Source organism: Pseudomonas sp. TS_SC_3, assembly GCF_056156225.1.
The window spans coordinates 492,795-514,877 of the sequence record NZ_CM149586.1 but is presented as its reverse complement, the minus strand read 5'-3'; the positions used below and the strand labels follow the sequence as shown (position 1 = coordinate 514,877).

Genomic DNA, 22,083 nt, shown 5'->3' with positions numbered 1-22,083 from the left:
ACGTGCTACCTAAGCGGATGGCGACCGCAGCCAATGGCGCTAAGGGCCATGACCGCTGTTAATCCGACGCCGCTACGGGGCGCTTATCGCGGGCTGATGTGGGCGATCAGCAGCTGCACCGATTCCTGGCCGCGAAACTCGTTGACGTCCAGCTTGTAGGCCAGCTCGACCCAGCGCACGGTCGGGTTCGGCCAGATTTCGCGATCCACGCCAAAGGCGATGCCATCGAGTTGCACGCTGCCGCACTCGCTTTTCAACACCACCTTAAGATGGCGCTCGCCGACTACACGCTGCTGCACCAACTGGAACACGCCATGGAACAGCGGCTCCGGGAAGTGCTGCCCCCACGGCCCGGCATTGCGCAATTCCTTGGCCAGCGGCAAGTGGAACTCTTCAATCGAGAGTGCTCCATCGGAGAGCAAACGACCGGTGAGATCGTCCTCGCAGAGCTGGCGACGCACTTCGGCATCGAAGGCCGCCGCAAAGTCGGCGAAATTGGCTTCGGGCAACGACAAGCCCGCAGCCATGGCATGCCCACCGAACTTGCTGATCAGCTGCGGATGCTTGGCGGCCACAGCATCCAGTGCGTCGCGGATATGAAACCCCGGCACGGAACGCGCCGAACCTTTCAGCACACCATCGCCTGCATCGGCAAAGGCAATGGTCGGACGGTGATAACGCTCTTTCATCCGCGAGGCGAGAATGCCGATGACGCCCTGGTGCCAGTCGGGCTCGAACAGGCACAGGCCGAACGGCATATCTTCTAGCGGCAAGTCCTTGAGCTGGGCCAGCGCCTCACGCTGCATGCCTTGCTCAATGGCCTTGCGGTCCTGATTGAGCTGATCCAACTGCACGGCCATGTCACGTGCCAGCGCTTCGTCTTCACACAGCAGGCATTCGATGCCCAGCGCCATGTCATCCAACCGCCCGGCCGCATTCAAGCGCGGGCCGAGGATAAAGCCCAGGTCGGTGGAGGTGATACGCCGATGATCGCGCCCGGCCACGTCCAGAATCGCGCGCAAACCCGCTCGCGCCCGCCCGGCACGAATGCGCGCCAACCCCTGATGCACCAGAATGCGGTTGTTGGCATCCAACGGCACCACATCGGCCACACTGCCCAGCGCGACCAAATCCAGCAGTTCACCGAGGTTCGGCTCCGGGCGCTGCGCGCTAAACCAGCCCATTTCACGCAGCCGGGCGCGCAACGCCAGCAGCACATAAAACATCACACCCACCCCAGCCAATGCCTTGCTGGGGAACGCGCAGCCCGGCTGGTTAGGGTTGACGATGGCATCCGCTGCAGGCAACTCGGCGCCGGGCAGGTGGTGGTCGGTGACCAGCACAGTCAAACCCGCCGCTTTGGCCGCCGCCACACCCTCGACGCTGGAAATGCCGTTATCCACGGTAATCAGCAACCGCGGCGCACGCTCAAGCGCCACCGCGACAATTTCCGGGGTCAGGCCATAGCCATATTCGAAGCGATTGGGCACCAGATAATCGACGTGCGCCGCACCCAGCATGCGCAGCCCCAATACACCCACCGTGCTGGCGGTGGCACCGTCGGCATCGAAGTCGCCGACGATCAGCATGCGCTGGCCCTGTTGCAGCCCCAGCACCAGCAAATCGACCGCAGCGTCCATGCCCTTGAGCTGCTGATACGGAATCAACCGCGCCAGCCCCTTATCCAACTCAGCGGCGGATTGCACCCCACGGGCGGCATACAGGCGGGTCAGGAGTGGCGGCAGCGCGCCCAGATCAGGCAGAGTGGAGGGTAGCGGACGGGCTTCGATACGCATGGGCATTCTTTTTCGTGTAGGGCGGACGCGGAGCGTCACCGGCTGTATTCCCACGCTGGAGCGTTGGAACAATCATCACGCCACTTTGTAGGAGCCAGCTTGCTGGCGATCATGATCGCTCACATCGCCAGCAAGCTGGCTCCTACAGGACGGCTTATCGTTCGCCGATCAGCCACTCGATCGGCAGCTCATGCTGGCCGCGCTCATCGGTGACGAACAGCTCGCCGTCGCTGATCATCACGCTCCAGTTCAGCGAACGCGGCATGTCCAGCGCCAGCTTGGCCAAGGCTTCTTGGTCGAGAGCCACAACATTGATGTTCTTTAGGCTGCGCACTGGATCAAGCGCTTTGGTCTGCCATACGCGCAGGTTGCCATAGGCCACCAAGCTGAACTTCTCGGTGCGCCGCGAGCACCAGGTGATGCGGTCACTGTCCGGCTGACCGACTTCGATCCAGTGCAGCACGCGATCGTCCAGGCTCTTTTCCCACAATGCCGGCTCATCCACATCCGACAGGCCACGACCAAACGCCAAGTGCTCGTGATAGAACAGACAATAGGCCACCAGGCGCGCCGCCAGGCGTTCTTCGGTTTCCGAAGGGTGCTTGGCCACGGTGAAACGCAGGTTTTCATAGACGCTGCGGTCCATGTCGGTGAGGTTCAACTCGATTTTGTAGGTGGTAGACGGCAGGGCCATGGACGGGGCTTCTTGACTGGTCGAATAAGCCGGTAAGTCTAACCCGAATCCCGCGCCCACCCCAGTTGCATAGACGCCCCACCGGCGTCATCGCATCCGATACGCCCAGTGCAATGGCCCTAAGCCTCAGCGGCCCGGCCAATACAGGTGCCCGCCCTGCCCTCGAGAATAGCCAGGGCATCCTGCAGCCGGCCTATGCCGCTGACGCCCCCGCTGTCGGCAAAGTCGCAGGCGGCCTGCACCTTCGGGCCCATGGAACCGTCCGGCACGTTCAGGCTACGGGCCTGGGCGACGCTAAGTGCGGACAAGGCGCACGCATCCGCACTGCCGAAATCGCGGTACACGGCCTCCACATCCGTCAGCAGCAGCAACGCATCGGCGCCAAGTTGCGCGGCCAGCAGTGCGCTGGCGGCATCCTTGTCGATCACTGCTTCAACGCCAATCAGGCTGCCGTTGTCCAGGCGCAACACCGGAATGCCACCGCCGCCGGCGCAGATCACCACCACGCCCTGCTCCAGCAGCAGTTTGAGCACGCGCAGGTCAGGAATTTCCAGGGGCTTTGGCGAAGGCACCACACGCCGCCAGTGCGCGCCGTCGGCGGCAATCTGCCAGCCGGCAGCGGCAGCGCGACTCTCGGCCTCGGCCTTGCTGTAAACCGGGCCGACAAACTTGCTGGGGTGCAGGAAGGCCGGGTCGTTGTGATCAACCAGCACCTGGGTCAACAGGGTTGCCACCGGCCGGTCATGCTGCAGGGCGTTTTCCAGTTCCTGCTCGATGATGTAGCCGATCATGCCTTCGGTCTGCGCCCCCAGCACATCCAGCGGATAGGCCTCATCGGGTTTATAGGCCGCGCCTTGCAGCGCCAGCAGCCCCACCTGCGGGCCGTTGCCGTGGGTCACCACCAGGCTGTGGCCCGCCCGGATCACCTGGGCAAGCGCCTGCGCTGCCACCACCACATTGCTGCGTTGCACCTCGGCAGTCAGCGGCTCACCACGTTTTAGCAGGGCGTTACCGCCCAAGGCTGCGACAACCAGCATGTCAGGCTCCCAGTGTGGCGACCAATACGGCCTTGATGGTGTGCAGGCGGTTTTCCGCCTGATCGAAGACGATGGACGCCGGGCTTTCAAAGACCGCATCGGTCACTTCCATGGCATCAATGCCGAACTCGGCCTGAATCTCGCGGCCCATGGCGGTTTCGGTGTTGTGGAAGGCCGGCAGGCAATGCATAAAGCGGGCGCGTGGATTCGCGGTTTTGGCCATCAGCTCGGCATTGACCTGATACGGCATCAGCAACTTGATGCGCTCGGCCCATTTTTCCTTGGCCTCGCCCATTGATACCCAGACATCAGTGTAGACAAAGTCCACGCCTGCAACGGCGGCGTCGATGTCCTCAGTGATGGTGATTCTGGCGCCGGTATCTGCGGCAACCCGCTGCGCTTCCTCTTGAATAGCCGGGTTTGGCCAGCAGGCCCGCGGGGCGCAGAGGCGCACATCCATACCCATCTTCGCGGCGCCGATCAGCAGGCTGTCGCCCATGTTGTTGGCCGCATCGCCAATAAACACGAAGGCCACTTCATGCAGCGGCTTTTCCACATGCTCTTGCATGGTGAGAAAGTCGGCGAGTATTTGGGTCGGGTGAAATTCGTTGGTCAGGCCGTTGTACACCGGTACACCGGCATACTCGGCCAACTCCTCGACGATCGCCTGACCGAAACCGCGATACTCGATGGCGTCATACACGCGGCCCAGCACCCGGGCAGTGTCTTTTACCGATTCCTTGTGACCGATATGGGTGCCGGTCGGGCCTAAGTAGGTGACGCGTGCGCCCTGATCAAAGGCCGCCACCTCGAAACCGACGCGGGTGCGGGTGGAGTCCTTCTCGAAGATCAGCGCGATGTCTTTGCCACGTAGTTGCGGCACTTCTGTGCCGGCATATTTGGCAGCTTTCAGATCAGCCGACAGCTTGAGGAGAAAGTTGATTTCCTGCGGGGTGAAGTCGCGCAGGGTGAGGAAGTGACGGTTTTTCAGATTAAAAGCCATGGTGGTATCCCTGTCAGATTAAACGGCGTCACGGATGGTTGGACAGCTCATGCAATGGCCGCCACCGCGACCGCGACCCAGCTCGGCGCCGGGTATGGCCAGCACTTCGATGCCCGCCGCCTGCAGCGCGGCATTGGTGTCGTCGTTGCGGTCATAGCCGATGACCACACCAGGGCTGAGGGCCAAAACGTTATTGCCATCGTTCCACTGCTCACGCTCACGCTCGGCTGCATTGCTGCCGCCGGTGGGCACCAGTTCCAGGGATGGATAACCCAGCACCTCCGCCACCACATCGAACAAATGGCGCGGGTCCTGGCGAAAACTAAGGTGCTTGCCGCCCTCGCCTGGGCGCAGGTCATAGCAGATCACCTCATCGGCAACTTCTTTGAAGGTGGTGACGATATTGCCGCCGCACAGGGTAAACACCGTATCCAAGTGCATGGCCGCGCGGGATTTGGGCAACTGGCAGGCAATTACCCGCTGCGCCGCACCCTGCTTGAATAAGGCATCCGCCAGCTGACCAATGGCCTGGGGCGATGAACGCTCGCCCATGCCCACCAGTACAGTGGCGTTACCCACGGGCATGATGTCGCCGCCTTCGAGGGTAGCCAGGCCATGCTCACGAGCGGGGTCACCCCAGAGCACCGGCACACGCCCGGCGAAGATCGGGTGAAAGCGGTAAATGGTCGCCATCAACAGCGTCTCCGGGCGGCGGGCAGGCCAATACATCGGGTTCAACGTCACCCCGCCATAAATCCAGGCACTGTTGTCACGGGTAAACAGCAAATTGGGCAGTGGCGGCAGAACGAAACCCGAGCGCCCCAGATGGTTGCCAAATAATCCGCTGGGGTTGAAGGGCATGTCGCCGACCTGCAGCCCGCCGATCAGAAACTCCGCCAGCTGCGTGGCGGGCATCTCATCCATCCAGGCCCGCAGGTCGGAGAGCATGCCCAGGCCAATGTCATTGCGGGTGATGCGCAAATCCAGCAGCCAACGCCGCGCCTCGGCAATATCCAGGGCCTGGGCCAGCAGCTCATTAACATCCAGCACCTCAATGCCGCGAGCGCGCATCAGGCTGGTGAAGATATCGTGATCCTTCTGCGCCTGCTTGACCCAAAACACATCGTCGAACAGCAACGCATCGCAGTTGGACGGGGTAAGCCGGCGGTGGGCCAGCCCCGGCCGGCACACAATCACCTGACGCAGAACGCCCGTTTCAGAATGCACACCAAAGGTTTTATCAGACATGACGAAGCTCCTTTACTGAAGGGCTGCAGCGGCGCGTCAAAGCAATACGCCGACACTCAGCACAAGCGAGACGAACAGCGTGAGGATGAGTAGTAAAGGCCAGATAAAGACCAGCCAACGGTCATAGGACACCCGGCCTATTGCCAGCCCGCCGACCACCACGGCAAAGGTGGGGTTGATCAGATTGACCAGGCCATTGGCCGATTGGTACGCCGTGACCACCAGATCACGGCCGACGCTGGCAAAGTCCGCCAGAGGCGCCAGAATCGGCATCGACAGCACCGCCAGGCCCGAGGACGACGGCACAAACAAACTCATGCCGGCCTCAATCCAGAACATCACATGGATAAACGCCAGCGGCGGTAAGCCGCCGAGCGAGGTCTCGGCACTGTGCAAGATGGTGTCGGCGATCATGCCCTGCTCCATGATCACCACGATGCCGCGCGCCAGGCCGACGACCAGGGCCACCCCGAGCAGATCGCGGGCGCCGTCAACAAAGCTGCCGGTAAGCTTCTTTTCGCCCAGCCGGGCGACGATGCCGATCACGATGGCCGAGCCGAGAAACAACGCGCCCATGCTGGCCATCCACCAGCCCTGGGATGACACACCCCAGATCATCACCGCAAAGGTCAGCGCAAAGATCACCAGCACCAGCATCTGAGTGCGCGTCAGGCGCGTGTCTTTAAAATCGTCCTCATGGCCCTGCAGGAACAGCTTTTTGTGCGCCTCGCGTTGCTTGGCCACCACCGAGCGCGAGGGGTCGGCCTGCACCTGTTTGGCATAGCGCATCACATAGACGGCACAAATAATCAGCCCGCCGAGCAGAATCACCAGGCGCAGGGCCAGGCCATCGGTGAACGGAATACTGGCCGCATTGGCTGCGATCACCGTGGCAAAGGGGTTGATGGTCGAGCCAACAACGCCAATACCGGCACCGATCAGAATGATCGCCACACCAGTGATGCTGTCGTAGCCGGCGGCGATCATCACCGGGATCAGAATGGCGTAAAAGGCCAGGGTTTCTTCGGCCATGCCATAAGTGGTGCCGCCCAAGGCGAACAGGGTCATCAGGATGGGGATCATCCAGATTTCATGGCCCTTGAGTTTGCGCATGGCGCTACGGATACCCGTGTCGATGGCCCCCGTGGCGTTCATCACCCCGAGAAAGCCGCCGAGAAACAGCACAAACAGCGCCACATCGATGGCATTGGCGGCATAGCTGTCTGGGTTATAGAAGCCTGCCGTGGGCGCCAGCATGACCTCGACGAAGCCCTGAGGGTTGGCCTCAACCTGCTGGTAGGTGCCTGGCACCGCCACTTCACGGCCGACACTCTCGTTCATTACCCGCTCGTACTTGCCGGCGGGAATCACCCAGGTCAGGGCCGCGACAAAGACAATCAGCAGAAACAGAATCGTGTAGGCCGTGGGGAAACGCGTGGCCAGATCGTCATGCTGATCGGCCGGGGAATTATCTTCTTGCGAACTCATGGCGCCGCTCCTTGATCCGAATACCGGGTCGACAGGAGATAACAGCCAGCGTGTTCAAGCGCTGGCACTACCCGCCAAAATCACAATGCCCCCACTGGTTAGACGTCGTGTGATCCAGGTCAAACCCGGCGCATTACTCACGACCTTTCATCGGCAAATAGCCGAACCACCCGTGCGTTGCAGGCTTGCGTGTGAACATGGGGTATCAAGATAAGTTCAGCCTGAGTCAGTTTGATTACTGACCGCCCTGCTGATACACCGCCCTCGCAGCGCAAGTTGCGCCGTAGGCTAAGCACACGCCATGACACCAGCCGGCCTCGGCGAGAGCAGGCCGGTAGCGCGCAGACATAGTCCCCCTGCACGCAATGCAATAGGCTACGCCGGCATCGTCCTTCAGGAGTCCTCATGAGCAACCCCAGCAAGCCCCTCGCCGGCATTAAAGTCATCGAACTCGGCACCTTGATCGCCGGTCCTTTTGCCTCGCGTATTTGCGCCGAGTTTGGTGCCGAGGTGATCAAGGTCGAGTCGCCCGACGGCGGCGACCCACTGCGCAAGTGGCGCAAGCTGTATGAGGGCACATCGCTGTGGTGGTTTGTGCAGGCACGCAACAAACAGTCGATCACCCTTAACCTCAAGCATGAGGCCGGGCGCGAGGTGTTGAAAAAGCTGCTCAGCGAGGCGGACATTCTCATCGAGAACTTCCGCCCCGGCGTGCTGGAGAAACTCGGCCTGGGCTGGGAAGTGCTGCATGCACTCAACCCAAAATTGGTGATGGTGCGCCTGTCCGGCTTCGGCCAGACCGGCCCGATGAAGGATCAGCCAGGCTTTGGCGCGGTGGGCGAATCCATGGGTGGGCTGCGCTATATCACCGGTTTCGAGGATCGCCCGCCGGTGCGCACCGGCATCAGCATTGGCGATTCGATTGCCGCGCTGTGGGGCGTGATCGGCGCGCTGATGGCGCTGCGCCATCGCGAGGTCAACGGCGGCAGCGGCCAAGTGGTGGATGTGGCGCTGTATGAAGCGATCTTCGCGATGATGGAGTCCATGGTGCCGGAGTTCGATGTGTTCGGTTTTATCCGCGAGCGCACCGGCAACATCATGCCCGGCATCACGCCCTCCTCGATTCACACCAGCAGCGACGGCAAACACATCCAGATCGGTGCCAACGGTGATGCGATCTTCAAACGCTTTATGCAGGCCATCGACCGCCCGGACCTGGCCGACGACGCGACCCTGGCCAGCAATGACGGCCGCGATGCGCGACGCGATGAAATTTATGGCGTGATCGACCGCTGGGTTGGCTCGCTACCATTAGAGCAGGTGCTGGCAACGCTGAACCAAGCCGAGGTTCCGGCCAGCCGTATCTTCAGCGCCGAAGACATGTTCCACGACCCGCAATTTCTCGCGCGCGAAATGCTCTTGTCGGCCACGCTGCCAGATGGCAAAGCCTTCAAGATGCCCGGCATCGTGCCCAAGCTCAGCGACACACCGGGCGCAGTGGAGTCGGTCGGCCCTGCGCTGGGCGAGCATACCCAACGCATCCTGCTCACTCTTGGCTACAGCGAGGCGCAAATTGCCGAGCTGAAAAGCCTTGGCGCTATTTGAGCCGTGCTGATGTCCAATCCACTCACCAGCCCAGCCCACAGCCTGGCCTGCGAGCTGCGCGATTACCCTGAGTGGCATCGCGGGCGCAGCCGGTACGCCGTGTGGGTGCTGCCCGTGCAATGCCCCACTCTGCTGGCGCACATTGACCGCGTGCAGCAACAGTTGAGCGATGTGCTGCACCCACCCGGACGCCGCCAAGCGCACATCACGCTCTTCGTTTGCGGTTTTATCAGCGGCAACGCGCGTCATGATGACGACTTCAGCAAGCAACACTTGCAGCAGCAACTCAAGGCTATGGGCCGTCAATCACGGCAGCCATTGGATCTGCTGATTGGCCAGCCCGACAGCTTTGCCAGCGCCGTCTTTCTGCCGGTCTACGACCCCTCCGGGCAGCTGCAACACTGGCGCACACGGCTGAGCGAGCAGAGCAGCGAAGTACGACAAAGCCCCTATCACGCGCACATCACCCTCGGCCTTTATCGGCGAAGTGTAGATGCCGCCCTGCTCCGCGCGCGCCTGGCTGAACTGGCTGAAGAAGCCCCACGTCAGCTGCGGGTAAAGAGCCTGCAGTTCTGCCACTACCGAGCACGCCAGCTGTTCAGCCCGCTGCGGGTGCGCCACAGCCTGCGGCTCAGGAGCTAGCCGTCGCCCATAAAAAAACCGGCCCCTTGCGGGGGCCGGTTTTTTCAACAACAGCAGCCGTTACAGCGGCTTGCCACGGTTACCGTGCTGCGCCACAAAGGCTTGAACAGTTTTAAGGTCGTTGGCCAGCACCGTGCAGCGCTCTTCACGCTCGAACAGATCAGCCAAATGCGCGGGCAACGCTGGCGCTTGGCCAACACCAGCCTTCTCCACCGCTTCGGGGAACTTGACCGGATGCGCGGTGCCCAGAATCACCATCGGTGTCGCCAGGCTGCGACGGCACTCACGGGCCGCACGCACGCCAATCGCAGTGTGCGGGTCAAGCAGCTCGCCGCACTCGTTGAACACCTCGACGATGGTTTCGCAGGTTTGCGCATCATCCACCGCCAGCGAATCAAACAGTTTGCGCGCTTCGCTCCAGCGATCGTCATCAACGCTGAAACCGCCGCCCTGCTTGAAGTTGGCCATCAATTCGGCGATCGCCGCGCCATTACGGCCATGCAGGTCAAACAGCAGGCGCTCGAAGTTCGACGACACCATGATGTCCATGGACGGCGACAGCGTCGGGTGCAGGGTGTCCTTCACATACTGATTACCGCTCATAAAGCGGTGCAGGATGTCGTTACGGTTGGTCGCAACGATCAGCTGGCTGATCGGCAGGCCCATGTTGCGCGCCAGGTAACCGGCGAAGATGTCGCCGAAGTTACCGGTCGGCACCGAGAACGCGATGGAGCGCGCCGGCCCGCCCAGCTGCAGGGCTGCGTGGAAGTAGTAAACGATCTGGGCCATGATCCGCGCCCAGTTGATCGAGTTGACTGCCACCAGGCGAGTGCCCTTGAGGAAGCCCTGGTCAGCGAAGCTGTCCTTGACCATCTCCTGGCAGTCATCGAAGTTGCCTTCAATGGCGATGTTATGAATGTTGTCGCCGAGGATGGTGGTCATCTGCCGGCGCTGCACCTCAGACACACGGTTGTGCGGGTGCATGATGAAAATATCGACATTATCGCAGGCCTTACAACCCTCAATGGCGGCCGAACCGGTGTCACCGGAGGTCGCGCCCATGATCACCACGCGCTCGTTACGCTTGGCCAGCACGTAATCGAGCAAACGACCGAGCAGCTGCAGGGCGAAATCCTTGAACGCTAGGGTGGGGCCGTGAAACAACTCCAGCACCCACTCGTTACCGTTCAGCTGACGCAGCGGCGCGACAGCGCCATGGGCAAACACGCCGTAGGTTTCTTCGAGGATCTTTTTAAAGTCGGCATCCGGAATGCTGCCGGTGACGAACGGGCGCATCACGCGGAACGCCAGCTCGTGGTACGGCAGGCCGGCCCAGGAGGCGATTTCTTCCTGAGTAAAGCGCGGCAGGTTTTCCGGCACATACAGGCCGCCATCGCTGGCCAAGCCAGCGAGCAGCACATCTTCGAAATTCAGGGCCGGTGCCTGGCCACGGGTACTGATATAGCGCATAGGGGCAAACCTTCGGTTAAATCTTCAAGAGCCGCCGCAGCTTAGCCACGGCGCCCGAAATGGATTAGTTCAGCTGCTCGACGCGGATACGCACAACGCTGCCGACCACATCGGTCAAGGCTTCAAGGGCGCTGATGGCCTCATTGATTTGCGCCTCAACCACACGATGGGTGACCAGGATCATCGGCACCAGGCCGTCTTGCTCCTCGGCTTCCTTCTGCATGATCGACTCGATGTTGATGCCACGCGCCGACAGGATGCTCGCCACCTGAGCCAGCACGCCCGGATGATCCTTGGCCTGAATGCGCAGGTAATAAGCACTCTCGCAAGCCTCAATCGGCAGTATCGGGTGATCAGACAGCGAGTCGGGCTGGAAGGCCAAGTGCGGCACGCGGTTGGTTGGATCGGCGGTCAGCGCACGGACTACGTCAACCAGATCAGCGATCACCGAAGACGCAGTCGGCTCCATGCCTGCGCCAGCGCCGTAGAACAGGGTGCTACCGGCAGCGTCACCGTTGACCATGACCGCGTTCATCACGCCGTTCACGTTGGCGATCAGCCGATCCGCCGGGATCAGCGTCGGGTGTACACGCAACTCGATACCGGCTTCAGTGCGACGGGCAACACCGAGGTGCTTGATGCGATAGCCCAAGGCTTCTGCGTAGTTCACGTCAGCGGTGGTCAGTTTGGTGATGCCTTCGGTGTAGGCCTTGTCGAACTGCAGCGGAATACCAAAAGCGATGGACGCCAGGATGGTCAGCTTGTGCGCAGCATCAATGCCCTCGACGTCGAAGGTTGGATCGGCTTCGGCATAACCCAGCGCCTGCGCCTCGGCCAACACGTCATCGAAGGTGCGACCCTTCTCACGCATTTCACTGAGGATAAAGTTACCAGTGCCGTTGATGATGCCGGCCAGCCAGTTGATGCGGTTAGCCGCCAGGCCTTCACGAATCGCCTTGATCACCGGAATACCGCCGGCTACGGCGGCTTCGAAGGCGACGATCACACCCTTCTCGCGGGCTTTGGCAAAGATCTCATTGCCGTGTACGGCTATCAGCGCCTTATTGGCGGTGACCACGTGCTTGCCGTTGTCGATGGCCTTGAGCACCAGCTCCTTGGCCAGGGTGTAACCGCCAATCAGCTCGATAACAATATCGATCTCAGGGTTATTCACCAGCTCGAAAACGTCGCTGGTCAGGCTAATACCGGTCGTGTCGTACTGTGGCTTGGGCGAGCGAATGGCAATCTGGGCAACTTCAATACCACGCCCTGCACGCCGGGTAATTTCCTCGGCATTACGCTTAAGTACATTCAACGTACCGCCACCGACGGTACCGAGCCCACAGATGCCTACTTTGACCGGTTTCACACTGAACTCCCCATCTGCACTGCGAAAAACGGCCGGAGCAAGCCCCGGCCGTGGAAAAGAGCCGCACCATACGAAGCGGCTGTTTATTAGTCAATCAGGCGTACGCCTTCGCTCACTTGGACTCTAAGGCGATTTTCGCCAACTGCGGCGCCGGCTGATAGCCCGGAATGATCTTGCCGTTAGCCAACACGATGGCCGGTGTGCCGCTGACACCAATTAGCTGACCCAATGCGTATTGCTTGGCCACCGGGCTGTCGCACTGCGCATCGGCCACGCCTTGGCGGGTTTTGGCGCGGTTCATGGCGTCCTGTTTGTCCTTGGCGCACCAGACATTAGACAGCTCTTTGGCGGCAGCGCTTTCAAGACCCTGACGCGGGAAGGCCAGGTAACGCACTTCAACACCCAAACGGTTTAGCTCAGGCACTTCGCTGTGCAGTTTTTGGCAATAACCGCAGTCGGTGTCGGTAAACACGGTGATATGAGTTTTCGCTTGCTTGGGCGCGAAGATCACCATTTCAGAAGCGGGAATCGCCTCCATCAACTTAACCACGCCTTTGCTCTCAGCAACTTCAGTCAGGTTGACTGGCTTGCCATCCTTAACCTGGAACAGATAACCCTGAAGCAGAAACTGGCCATCTTCGCTGGCGTATAACTGACGGCCGCCCTGCAACTGAACCTGATACAGACCGCTCATCGGGCTCTCTGCAATGGCTTCAATCGGCAGATCAGGGTCAATCGCTTTGAGCGTAGTGCGGATAGCCTGATCAGGATCGGCAGCCATGCCAATGCTGCTGGCCAGGCTCAAGGCCAACGCGACAACACTGCGATTAAAGCGCATACAAACTCCTAACGAAAACGATCTAACAAAGAGTGTCGCAGCCTACCATACAAGCCCATACAGACCGACTACAGCAGGCCAGACGGCGTGCTCAACCACGCGGGTGGTGCAAGGCATGCAGCTCCTGCAACCGCGCGCGGGCGACGTGGGTATAAATCTGCGTGGTCGATAAATCGCTATGCCCCAAGAGCATCTGCACCACACGCAGATCTGCACCGTGGTTGAGCAAGTGCGTGGCAAAGGCGTGGCGCAAAGTGTGCGGCGACAAACTCTTGGCAACCCCCGCAACGCGTGCTTGGTGCTTGATGCGGTACCAGAAGGTCTGCCGGGTCATCTGCTCACCACGCAGGCTGGGAAACAGCACATCGCTGGGTTTGCCATCCAGCAAGAATGGCCGAGCCTCTTTGCTGTAGCGCTCAATCCAGGCAATCGCCTCTTCACCGAGCGGCACCAAGCGCTCCTTGCTGCCTTTGCCAAATACGCGCAGCACACCCTGACGCAGATTGACCTGCTCAAGCGTCAAACCTATCAGCTCACTGACGCGCAGGCCACAGGCATACAGCACCTCGAGCATGGCGCGGTCACGCAAACCGATCGGGTCATCCAGCTCCGGAGCGGCCAGCAAGGCCTCAACATCCGCCTCGGACAGCGACTTGGGCAGCGGCCGGCCCAGCTGCGGTAAATCCACCTGCAACGTTGGATCCCGACTGATCAGCTGCTCACGCAAGAGAAACCGGTAAAAACCGCGCAACCCCGAGAGCAGCCGCGCGGTAGAGCGCGCCTTGTAACCCTCATTCAGACGCCAGGCCAAATGGTCGAGAATCAGCTCACGGCCTGCATCTGGCAACTGCACATCGCGCACCTGCAGCCAGCCATTAAACAACGCCAGATCACTGCGGTAAGCCGAGCGGGTGTGGGCCGACAAGCCCTTCTCCAGCCATAACGACTCAAGAAAACGGTCAATCAGCGGATGGTCGAGAGCTGCCATCAAAAAACCTCAAACAATATGGCCGCTAGTGTCTACGAGCGCAGCGCCATGGGCCAGCGCTTTGCCTGCTTGAGCCGAGATGACATCAACGCGTTACAACGTAATAGCCAAAGCCCAGAAACGAAAAAAGCAGCCCGAGGGCTGCTTTTTATTGGAAAGCTGAGACTTAGCCCAGTTTTTCCTTGATGCGCGCTGCTTTACCGGACAGGTCGCGCAGGTAGTAAAGCTTGGCTTTACGTACGTCACCGCGACGCTTAACGGCCAGGCTGTCAACCAGCGGGCTGTAAGTCTGGAAAGTACGCTCAACGCCAACACCGTTGGAGATCTTACGAACAGTGAACGCACTGTTCAGACCACGGTTACGCTTAGCGATAACAACACCTTCAAACGCCTGCAGACGCTGACGATCGCCTTCCTTTACTTTTACCTGAACGATGATGGTATCGCCCGGTGCAAAAGGAGGAATCACTTTGCCCATCTGCTCAGCTTCGATCTGCTGAATAATCTTGTTGGTCATGCTGCGCTCCTAAGACAGGCAATCAGGCCTGCCATCGATACATTAACTATCGTCCCGCTGGCGGATGTATTCCTCCAGCAGCTTCTTCTCTTCTCCAGAAAGCGAGCGGCTTTCCAGAAGATCAGCGCGTCGTTCGTGCGTCCGACCAAGGGACTGCTGCAAACGCCAGCGCCGGATGTGTTCGTGGTTGCCGCTAAGCAGCACCTGTGGAACACGTTTATCCGCATACACCTCCGGGCGGGTGTAGTGCGGGCAGTCAAGCAAGCCATCCGTAAAGGAGTCTTCCTCGGCCGAGTCTGCATGACCCAATGCACCAGGCAATAGGCGCGTTACCGCGTCGATCAGCACCATGGCCGGCAGCTCACCGCCAGACAGGACGTAATCCCCAATCGACCATTCTTCATCGACATGCGCCTCAATAAAGCGCTCATCAATGCCTTCGTAGCGACCTGCGATGAGGATTAATGCCTCAACGTTGGCCAGTTCGCGTACTGCTGACTGAGTCAGCTGGCGACCTTGCGGCGAAAGATAAATCACTTTCGCTTTTTCACCTGCGGCGTGCTTGGCGTCGAGCAAAGCATCCTCAAGCGGCTTGATCTTCATCACCATGCCGGGGCCACCACCAAAAGGCCGATCATCCACAGTGTGGTGACGGTCAGTGGTGTAGCTTCGCGGATTCCAACAGGTCAGTTGCAACAAACCCTGTTTCACCGCGCGACTGGTAATGCCGTAATCGCTAATAGCAGTAAACATTTCCGGGAACAACGTAATGACTTCAACGCGCAGATTTGGCATCAGGCTTAAAAGTCCGCATCCCAGTCAACCCGCATTTCGCCAGCACTCAAATCAATCGACAGCACACATTGCTCTGTGTAGGGCAATAAGCGCTCACGACCATCCAGGCTGTCGGTGCAGGGTTTAACCACCATCACATCGTTGGCACCGGTTTCTAACAAGTGATCGATCTTGCCGAGCAATTGCCCTGCCTGGTCGATAACCTTGAGACCTTCCAACTGGTACCAGTAGTACTCACCGGCTGTTAATTCAGGGAACAGGTTGCGCGGCACGCAGATCTCATAACCCGCTAGAAGACGTGCTTCTTCGCGGTCATCAAGACCCTTGAGCTTTGCGACCAGGAACTTATCATTCCCGCGTCCGCTAACCAGCTCGACCTGTTTGACACTGCCTTCGCGCCTAAGCGTCCAGGACTTGTACTGCAACAGGTTTGCAACAGGATCGGTAAAGGAATACACCTTCACTTCACCGCGAACGCCATGTACAGAGTAGATCTTGCCGATAACGATCAAATCATCGGTAGAAGCAGGCGTTGCGCTCATATTGCTCAGGCCGCAGCCTTAGCAGCGTCCTTCAACAGCTGGGCAACACGGTCAGACGGCTGTGCGCCGACGCTCAGCCAATGGGCCAGGCGATCTTGCTTAACGGACAGACGAACTTCCTGACCGCGAGCAATCGGGTTGAAGAAACCGATTTCTTCTTTGTGCGAACCGTCACGTGGGTTACGGCTGTCGGTCACGTTGATTTTGTAGAATGGGCGCTTTTTGGAGCCGCCGAGGGCAAGACGAATCGTTAGCATGTGAACATAGTTCCTGTAGTCGGTGCTGCAAATCTAAATGCACAGCGGGAATGGGTACCCGAAAGGCCGCATATTCTAAGGAATATCCGGACTTTTGCAAATGGCTTTTTCAAGCGCATGGGCCTGTGCAATCAAGATTTGCCAGAGGGCCGCCATCCAAACCGGCCGATCAGCTCCCGCAAAAGGCGGGTTTACTGTCTATCCCCGCGTTGCGCGAGGGTCTGCGTCGGCATCGCAACCGACGCGGATTCCTTACATCTTCGGCATGCCGCCGGGCATCATCCCGCCCATGCCACGCATCATCTTGGCCATACCGCCTTTAGCAGTGAACTTCTTCATCATCTTCTGCATCTGCTTGTGCTGCTTGATCAAGCGACCAATGTCCTGCACCTGGGTGCCGGAGCCCATGGCGATACGGCGCTTGCGCGAGCCGCTGATAATTTCCGGGTCGCGACGCTCTTGAGGCGTCATCGAGTTGATGATCGCCTCCATCTGCTTGAACTGCTTCTCGGCCGCGCCCTGGGCGTTGCCCATCTGCGCCAGATTGACGCCGCCCATCTGCGGCAGCTTGTCCATCAGGCCGCCGAGGCCGCCCATGCTCTTCATCTGCTGCAGCTGGTCACGGAAATCTTCGAGGTCGAAGCCCTTGCCCTTCTTCAGTTTCTTGGTGAGCTTCTCGGCTTTCTCACGATCTAGGGTCTGCTCGGCCTGCTCGATCAGGCTGAGTACATCGCCCATGCCAAGGATGCGCGATGCAATCCGGTCAGGGTGAAAAGGCTCGAGCGCCTCGGTCTTCTCGCCCATGCCGATAAATTTGATCGGCTTACCGGTGATATGCCGCACCGACAACGCCGCACCGCCGCGCGCATCACCGTCGACCTTGGTCAGCACCACACCGGTCAGCGGCAACGCATCATTAAAAGCTTTGGCGGTATTGGCAGCATCCTGGCCGGTCATGGCGTCAACCACGAACAGAGTTTCCACCGGCTTGATCGCCGCATGCAGCGCCTGGATCTCAGCCATCATCTCGGCATCAATAGCCAAACGACCGGCGGTGTCGACGATCACGACATCGATAAACTTGAGCTTGGCTTCCTTGATCGCCGCCTCAGCGATATCCACCGGCTTCTGGCTGAGATCGGAAGGGAAGAAGGTCACACCAATATCGTTGGCCAGGGTTTCCAGCTGTTTGATTGCCGCCGGACGGTAAACGTCAGCCGACACCACCATCACGGTCTTTTTCTTGCGCTCTTTAAGGAAGCGCGCCAGCTTACCGACGGTGGTGGTTTTACCCGCACCTTGCAGACCCGCCATCAGCACCACGGCAGGCGGCACGGCATTCAGCGCCAGGTCTTCGTTGGCTGCGCCCATCAGCTCTTCAAGCTCGGCGCGGACGATCTTCACGAACGCTTGGCCCGGCGTCAGGCTCTTCGACACCTCGGTGCCGACCGCGCGATCCTTGACCTTATTCACGAAGTCCTTGACCACTGGCAGGGCAACGTCAGCCTCAAGTAAGGCCATGCGCACTTCACGCAGGGTGTCCTTGATGTTGTCTTCGCTCAGTTTGGCTTTGCCAGTGACATTTCGCAGGGTCTGCGAGAGGCGGTCAGTCAGATTTTCGAACATGCGCGTTCCTTTCAGGCTCAAGCGAACCGAGGGTGGGCTTGCAACAGGTCGCGGATTATAGCGAAGACTGCGAGACACCGACACTGACGCCGCCAGACGCTTTCGTGGCGCACGGGTTATATGCCACACTGGCCGCCTTTCGGGTTTGCCTGACAAGGATTTATGCACCCTCTGCTACCCAGCCTAGCTGCCGCTTGCCTCTATGCAGGCGCCGCACTCTATCAAGGCCTGCGCTTGCAACAGCGCAGCTCGCCCAACAAGCGCCTGCTGATTGCGCTCGGCACACTGGCACTGCTTCTGCACGGCAGTAGCCTGTGTCTGCAGATGTTTGATGACAATGGTTTGTCACTGGACTTTTTCAACGCCGCCAGCCTGATCGCCGCCGCGGTTATTCTGCTGACGCTGCTGGCTTGCGCGCGAATACCCGTGGAGAACCTACTGCTGCTGTTATTCCCGCTGGGCTTCTTCACTGTACTGCTTGCCCAGTTCATGCCCAGCGGCACAACCCAAACCATTAATGAAGCACCGGGCATCATCGCGCACATTCTGTTGTCGATAACCGCTTACGGCATGCTGACCATTGCCGTGTTCCAGTCGCTGCTGCTGTTATTGCAGGACCACCAACTCAAGCACAAGCACCCCTCCGGACTGATCAAGAACTTCCCCCCCCTACAAACCATGGAAAGCCTGCTGTTCAGCTTTCTCTGGGCGGGCTGGGCCTTGTTGTCACTCTCGCTGCTGTCTGGTGCATTGTTTATCAGCGACCTATTTGCCCAGCACCTGGTGCATAAAACCATTCTCTCGTGTTTTGCCTGGGTGGTCTTTGCTGTACTTCTGTGGGGCCGCCACCAACTCGGCTGGCGCGGTCACAAAGCCATTCGCTGGACTCTGGCGGGCTTCTGCTTGCTGATGCTGGCCTATTTCGGCAGCAAGCTGGTTCGCGAATTCATTCTGCATATCTGAGACCCCTTCCGTGGACGACCTTCACTCCAGCTACCTGTTTGGGCTGCTGATCTTTCTGATTTTGTGCTCGGCATTCTTCTCCAGCTCGGAGACCGGGATGCTTAGCCTCAACCGCTACCGCCTCAAGCACATGGCCAAAGAGGGGCATAAAGGCGCTAAACGCGTGACCAGCCTGCTCAATCGCCCAGACCGCCTACTGGGCACCATTCTGGTTGGCAACAACGTGGTTAACATCCTCGCTGCGTCCATCGCCACTGTGCTGGCCGTAGATATTTGGGGCGAAGCGGGAATCGCGATTGCCACTGCAGGCCTGACCATCGTGGTGCTGATTTTCGGTGAGATCACCCCAAAAACATTGGCGGCCCTGCGCCCAGAGCTGGTGGCGTTCCCTGCAAGCCGCTTGCTGATACTGCTGCAACGCTTGCTATACCCGGTGGTGTGGACCACCAGCACCATCAGCAATGTGCTGCTGCGCCTGATGGGTATCGATCCGTCACAACGCGCCAGCGACAGCCTGTCTACCGAAGAACTGCGCAGCGTCGTGCGCGAGTCCGGCGCTGGCATGCCGAAGAATCGCCAAAATATGCTGCTCGGCATCCTCGATCTTGAGCGGGTGACGGTGGATGACATCATGATTCCGCGCAACGAAGTCACCGGCATCAACCTTGATGACGACCTAGAAAGCATCATCGGCCTGCTGACCAACACCACCCACACCCGCCTGCCGGTCTTTCGTACTGATATCAATCAGATCGAAGGCATCGTGCATATGCGCCAGATTGCCCGGCTGCTGACGCATAACGAGTTGAGCAAAGAAGTGCTACTGGCGGCCTGCAACGAGCCGTACTTCGTGCCCGAAGGTACGCCGCTGTCGACCCAGCTGATTAACTTCCAAAAGCAGAAACGCCGCATTGGCATCGTTGTGGATGAATATGGTGACGTGATCGGCATCGTCACCCTGGAAGACATCCTCGAAGAAATCGTCGGTGACTTCAGTAACCAAGACACCCTGCGCAGCCCGGACATTCACCCCCAGGAAGACGGCACCCAGGTCATTGATGGCGCCGCTTATATCCGCGAAATCAACAAAGCGCTGGACTGGCATCTGCCCTGTGATGGCCCCAAGACCCTCAATGGCCTGATCACCGAAGCACTGGAAAGTATCCCCGACAGCGCGGTATGCCTGAAGATCGGCCCTTATCGTCTGGAAATTCTGCAGTCGTCAGAGAACCGGGTAAAAAGCGTACGCGCCTGGCGGGCCAAGCCTAAAGTACACACCGAGCCGCTGGCGTAAGACTGACGGCCAGCCCCTGCGCCCACACGCGATAGCCCAAACCTGACGGGTGATAACCATCACGTGCCAGGTAGTCGCTTGAAAACTCCAGTTCAACCGGGTGATGGCCGGCCCCGAGTTTTGCCGCCAACCGACGCAGGCGTGCATCCAGCAGGCCGGCGCGCATGCCGAGTAAACGCCGTAAAAGCCAGGGCAGCGCGGTAAACTGCTGCAGCGGCGGCACGCTGCTAAACGCCACCTGCACACCCCGCGTCATCAGCGCCTCAGCCATGTTGCCAAGTGCGCGCTCCCAACGCGGCAATGACGTTAAATGCGTGGTGTCGTTAACGCCGAACACTAATAACGCCAGATCAAAAGGCTGCTCAAGCACCTGCGGCAGGAGCCGCGCGCAGGCCTGCGCCGCCGTAATGCCATTCTCACCACACGCACGCCAGGCAACCGGCCGACCACGAAGCACAGACAGCGCCGCCGCCAGCTGCGCGACCAATGCGGCGTCCTGCGCATCCACGCCAACGCCGACCACGGTCGACTCGCCCAACACCAGCAAGCGCAATGGCTCGCCCGGTAAATCCGCACCGGCCACGCCGCTTAACAATCCTGCAGCGGGCGGTAAACGCAGAGCATTACGGCGCGTGTACACAGCCAGCGGTAGCGCGACTGGCGCCAGTAGCAGCAAGCCCAGCCACCAGGCATAGCCGCGCCAGGCACTCACAGTTCGATGGTGACCGCCTGCGCGGCCCGCGTAGCCTTGGCACGCGCGGCCGCCAACAACTCATCACGCGCCAACGCCACGCCCATACGGCGCTGGCCACTGACTTCCGGCTTGCCGAACAGGCGCAGAGCGGTATCCGGCTCAGCCAGAGCCGCCCCCAGATTGCCGAAGCTGACCTGCTGCGACTCGCCCTCGACCAATACGACTGCGGACGCTGAGGGCCCCAACTGACGAATTGCCGGAATCGGCAAACCGAGAATCGCCCGTGCATGCAGGGCAAACTCGGACAAATCCTGAGAAATCAGGGTGACCAGGCCGGTGTCGTGCGGGCGCGGCGAGATTTCGCAGAACCATACCTGATCGCCTTTGACGAACAGTTCAACGCCAAACAAACCACGCCCACCCAGTGAACCGGTAACCGCCAGCGCAATACGCTCAGCTTCGGCTTGAGCCTTAGCGCTCATCGGCTGCGGCTGCCAGGATTCTTGGTAATCGCCTTTGACCTGACGGTGACCAACCGGTGCACAGAAGGTGGTACCGCCGCTGTGACGCACGGTAAGCAGGGCGATTTCATAGTCAAAATCGATAAAGCCCTCGACGATTACCCGGCCTTTGCCGGCGCGGCCACCGGCCTGGGCGTAATCCCAAGCGGCTTGCAAATCATCCAGGTCCTTCAGAACGGACTGACCTTTGCCCGAGGAACTCATGATCGGCTTGATCAGGCAGGGAAAACCGATGCTCTCGACTGCGGCGCGGCACTGCTCGAAAGAGTCGGCAAACTGATAAGGCGACGTCGGCAGGCCTAACTCTTCGGCAGCCAGGCGGCGAATACCTTCGCGATTCATGGTCAACTGCGCGGCGCGCGCACTGGGGATGATGGTAAAGCCTTCATTCTCCAACTCAACCAGGGTCGCGGTGGCGATGGCTTCAATTTCCGGGACGATATAGTGCGGCCGCTCCAGCTCGATCAGCGCCCGCAGCGCGTCGCCATCGAGCATATTGATCACGTGGCTGCGATGCGCCACCTGCATAGCCGGCGCATTGGCGTAGCGATCAACAGCAATCACCTCGACGCCCAAACGCTGCAGTTCAATCACCACTTCCTTACCCAGCTCACCAGAGCCACACAACAGCACACGGGTCGCGCTCGGCGACAAAGGGGTTCCGATACGGGGCATGGTGAGACCTCAAACGAATTG

Annotated in this window: 21 protein-coding genes; 4 read left to right on the top strand and 17 right to left on the bottom strand. The window is 59.8% G+C overall.

The window, feature by feature from the left end; translation table 11 throughout:
- Window positions 1-83: 83 nt before the first annotated feature.
- The 6 genes from recJ to AC0J6G_RS02465 all read right to left on the bottom strand — a co-directional run bounded on the left by recJ (window position 84) and on the right by AC0J6G_RS02465 (window position 7,266).
- Complete coding sequence (gene recJ / locus AC0J6G_RS02490) at window positions 84-1,796, bottom strand: single-stranded-DNA-specific exonuclease RecJ (RefSeq protein ID WP_475250952.1); 1,713 nt, start codon at window positions 1,794-1,796, stop codon at window positions 84-86.
- 154 nt (window positions 1,797-1,950) lie between these two features.
- Entirely contained in the window at window positions 1,951-2,490 is a 540-nt protein-coding gene (locus AC0J6G_RS02485) for a YaeQ family protein (RefSeq protein ID WP_475250950.1), read from the bottom strand.
- A 119-nt stretch (window positions 2,491-2,609) separates the two neighbouring features.
- Window positions 2,610-3,527: a carbamate kinase gene (gene arcC, locus AC0J6G_RS02480; RefSeq protein WP_475250948.1), complete on the bottom strand. Its 918-nt coding sequence runs from the start codon at window positions 3,525-3,527 to the stop codon at window positions 2,610-2,612.
- Window position 3,528: 1 nt separating this feature from the next.
- On the bottom strand, window positions 3,529-4,530 hold the full coding sequence (gene argF / locus AC0J6G_RS02475) for an ornithine carbamoyltransferase (protein WP_475250946.1): 1,002 nt from the start codon (window positions 4,528-4,530) through the stop codon (window positions 3,529-3,531).
- A gap of 18 nt (window positions 4,531-4,548) precedes the next feature.
- Entirely contained in the window at window positions 4,549-5,778 is a 1,230-nt protein-coding gene (locus AC0J6G_RS02470; RefSeq protein ID WP_475250944.1) for an arginine deiminase, read from the bottom strand.
- Between the two features lie 36 nt (window positions 5,779-5,814).
- Window positions 5,815-7,266 carry a YfcC family protein gene (locus tag AC0J6G_RS02465; protein ID WP_475250942.1) on the bottom strand — a complete coding sequence of 484 codons (1,452 nt, stop codon included), beginning with the start codon at window positions 7,264-7,266 and terminating at the stop codon, window positions 5,815-5,817.
- A gap of 405 nt (window positions 7,267-7,671) precedes the next feature.
- Between AC0J6G_RS02465 and AC0J6G_RS02460 the strand changes: the two genes are divergently transcribed.
- Together AC0J6G_RS02460 and AC0J6G_RS02455 are read left to right on the top strand one after the other, a co-directional pair.
- The gene (locus AC0J6G_RS02460; protein ID WP_475250940.1) at window positions 7,672-8,871 is read left to right on the top strand and encodes a CaiB/BaiF CoA transferase family protein; all 1,200 of its coding nucleotides are present in this window, start codon (window positions 7,672-7,674) and stop codon (window positions 8,869-8,871) included.
- Between the two features lie 9 nt (window positions 8,872-8,880).
- Complete coding sequence (locus AC0J6G_RS02455; RefSeq protein WP_475250938.1) at window positions 8,881-9,513, top strand: 2'-5' RNA ligase family protein; 633 nt, start codon at window positions 8,881-8,883, stop codon at window positions 9,511-9,513.
- A gap of 60 nt (window positions 9,514-9,573) precedes the next feature.
- On the opposite strand, the gene thrC is transcribed toward AC0J6G_RS02455, so the two are convergent.
- The 9 genes from thrC to ffh form a co-directional block, all read right to left on the bottom strand.
- Window positions 9,574-10,983 (bottom strand): threonine synthase, encoded by a 1,410-nt coding sequence (gene thrC, locus AC0J6G_RS02450; RefSeq protein WP_475250936.1) that lies wholly within the window; start codon window positions 10,981-10,983, stop codon window positions 9,574-9,576.
- A 64-nt stretch (window positions 10,984-11,047) separates the two neighbouring features.
- Window positions 11,048-12,352: a homoserine dehydrogenase gene (locus AC0J6G_RS02445; protein ID WP_475250934.1), complete on the bottom strand. Its 1,305-nt coding sequence runs from the start codon at window positions 12,350-12,352 to the stop codon at window positions 11,048-11,050.
- A 112-nt stretch (window positions 12,353-12,464) separates the two neighbouring features.
- Complete coding sequence (gene dsbC, locus AC0J6G_RS02440) at window positions 12,465-13,190, bottom strand: bifunctional protein-disulfide isomerase/oxidoreductase DsbC (RefSeq protein WP_475250932.1); 726 nt, start codon at window positions 13,188-13,190, stop codon at window positions 12,465-12,467.
- 91 nt (window positions 13,191-13,281) lie between these two features.
- Complete coding sequence (gene xerD, locus AC0J6G_RS02435) at window positions 13,282-14,178, bottom strand: site-specific tyrosine recombinase XerD (RefSeq protein ID WP_475250930.1); 897 nt, start codon at window positions 14,176-14,178, stop codon at window positions 13,282-13,284.
- A gap of 166 nt (window positions 14,179-14,344) precedes the next feature.
- Window positions 14,345-14,695 (bottom strand): 50S ribosomal protein L19, encoded by a 351-nt coding sequence (gene rplS, locus AC0J6G_RS02430; RefSeq protein ID WP_475250928.1) that lies wholly within the window; start codon window positions 14,693-14,695, stop codon window positions 14,345-14,347.
- Between the two features lie 42 nt (window positions 14,696-14,737).
- The gene (gene trmD, locus AC0J6G_RS02425) at window positions 14,738-15,490 is read right to left on the bottom strand and encodes a tRNA (guanosine(37)-N1)-methyltransferase TrmD (protein WP_475250926.1); all 753 of its coding nucleotides are present in this window, start codon (window positions 15,488-15,490) and stop codon (window positions 14,738-14,740) included.
- Window positions 15,491-15,495: 5 nt separating this feature from the next.
- Window positions 15,496-16,032: a ribosome maturation factor RimM gene (gene rimM / locus AC0J6G_RS02420; protein WP_475250924.1), complete on the bottom strand. Its 537-nt coding sequence runs from the start codon at window positions 16,030-16,032 to the stop codon at window positions 15,496-15,498.
- Between the two features lie 5 nt (window positions 16,033-16,037).
- Window positions 16,038-16,289, bottom strand: coding sequence for a 30S ribosomal protein S16 (gene rpsP, locus AC0J6G_RS02415; protein WP_090239277.1), 252 nt, complete (start codon window positions 16,287-16,289; stop codon window positions 16,038-16,040).
- Between the two features lie 252 nt (window positions 16,290-16,541).
- The gene (gene ffh, locus AC0J6G_RS02410; protein ID WP_475250921.1) at window positions 16,542-17,915 is read right to left on the bottom strand and encodes a signal recognition particle protein; all 1,374 of its coding nucleotides are present in this window, start codon (window positions 17,913-17,915) and stop codon (window positions 16,542-16,544) included.
- Between the two features lie 162 nt (window positions 17,916-18,077).
- Between ffh and AC0J6G_RS02405 the strand changes: the two genes are divergently transcribed.
- Both AC0J6G_RS02405 and AC0J6G_RS02400 read left to right on the top strand, forming a co-directional pair.
- A complete protein-coding gene (locus AC0J6G_RS02405) occupies window positions 18,078-18,878 on the top strand; it encodes a cytochrome C assembly family protein (RefSeq protein ID WP_475250919.1) in 801 nt (266 codons plus the stop codon).
- Window positions 18,879-18,888: 10 nt separating this feature from the next.
- A complete protein-coding gene (locus tag AC0J6G_RS02400; protein WP_475250917.1) occupies window positions 18,889-20,172 on the top strand; it encodes an HlyC/CorC family transporter in 1,284 nt (427 codons plus the stop codon).
- Here the strand turns inward: AC0J6G_RS02400 and AC0J6G_RS02395 are convergent.
- Both AC0J6G_RS02395 and purT read right to left on the bottom strand, forming a co-directional pair.
- On the bottom strand, window positions 20,144-20,884 hold the full coding sequence (locus AC0J6G_RS02395) for an SGNH/GDSL hydrolase family protein (protein ID WP_475250915.1): 741 nt from the start codon (window positions 20,882-20,884) through the stop codon (window positions 20,144-20,146). The two genes, AC0J6G_RS02400 and AC0J6G_RS02395, sit on opposite strands and share 29 nt — an antisense overlap.
- Complete coding sequence (gene purT / locus AC0J6G_RS02390) at window positions 20,881-22,062, bottom strand: formate-dependent phosphoribosylglycinamide formyltransferase (RefSeq protein ID WP_475250913.1); 1,182 nt, start codon at window positions 22,060-22,062, stop codon at window positions 20,881-20,883. Before purT ends, AC0J6G_RS02395 begins: the two co-directional genes overlap by 4 nt.
- Between the last annotated feature and the right edge of the window lie 21 nt (window positions 22,063-22,083).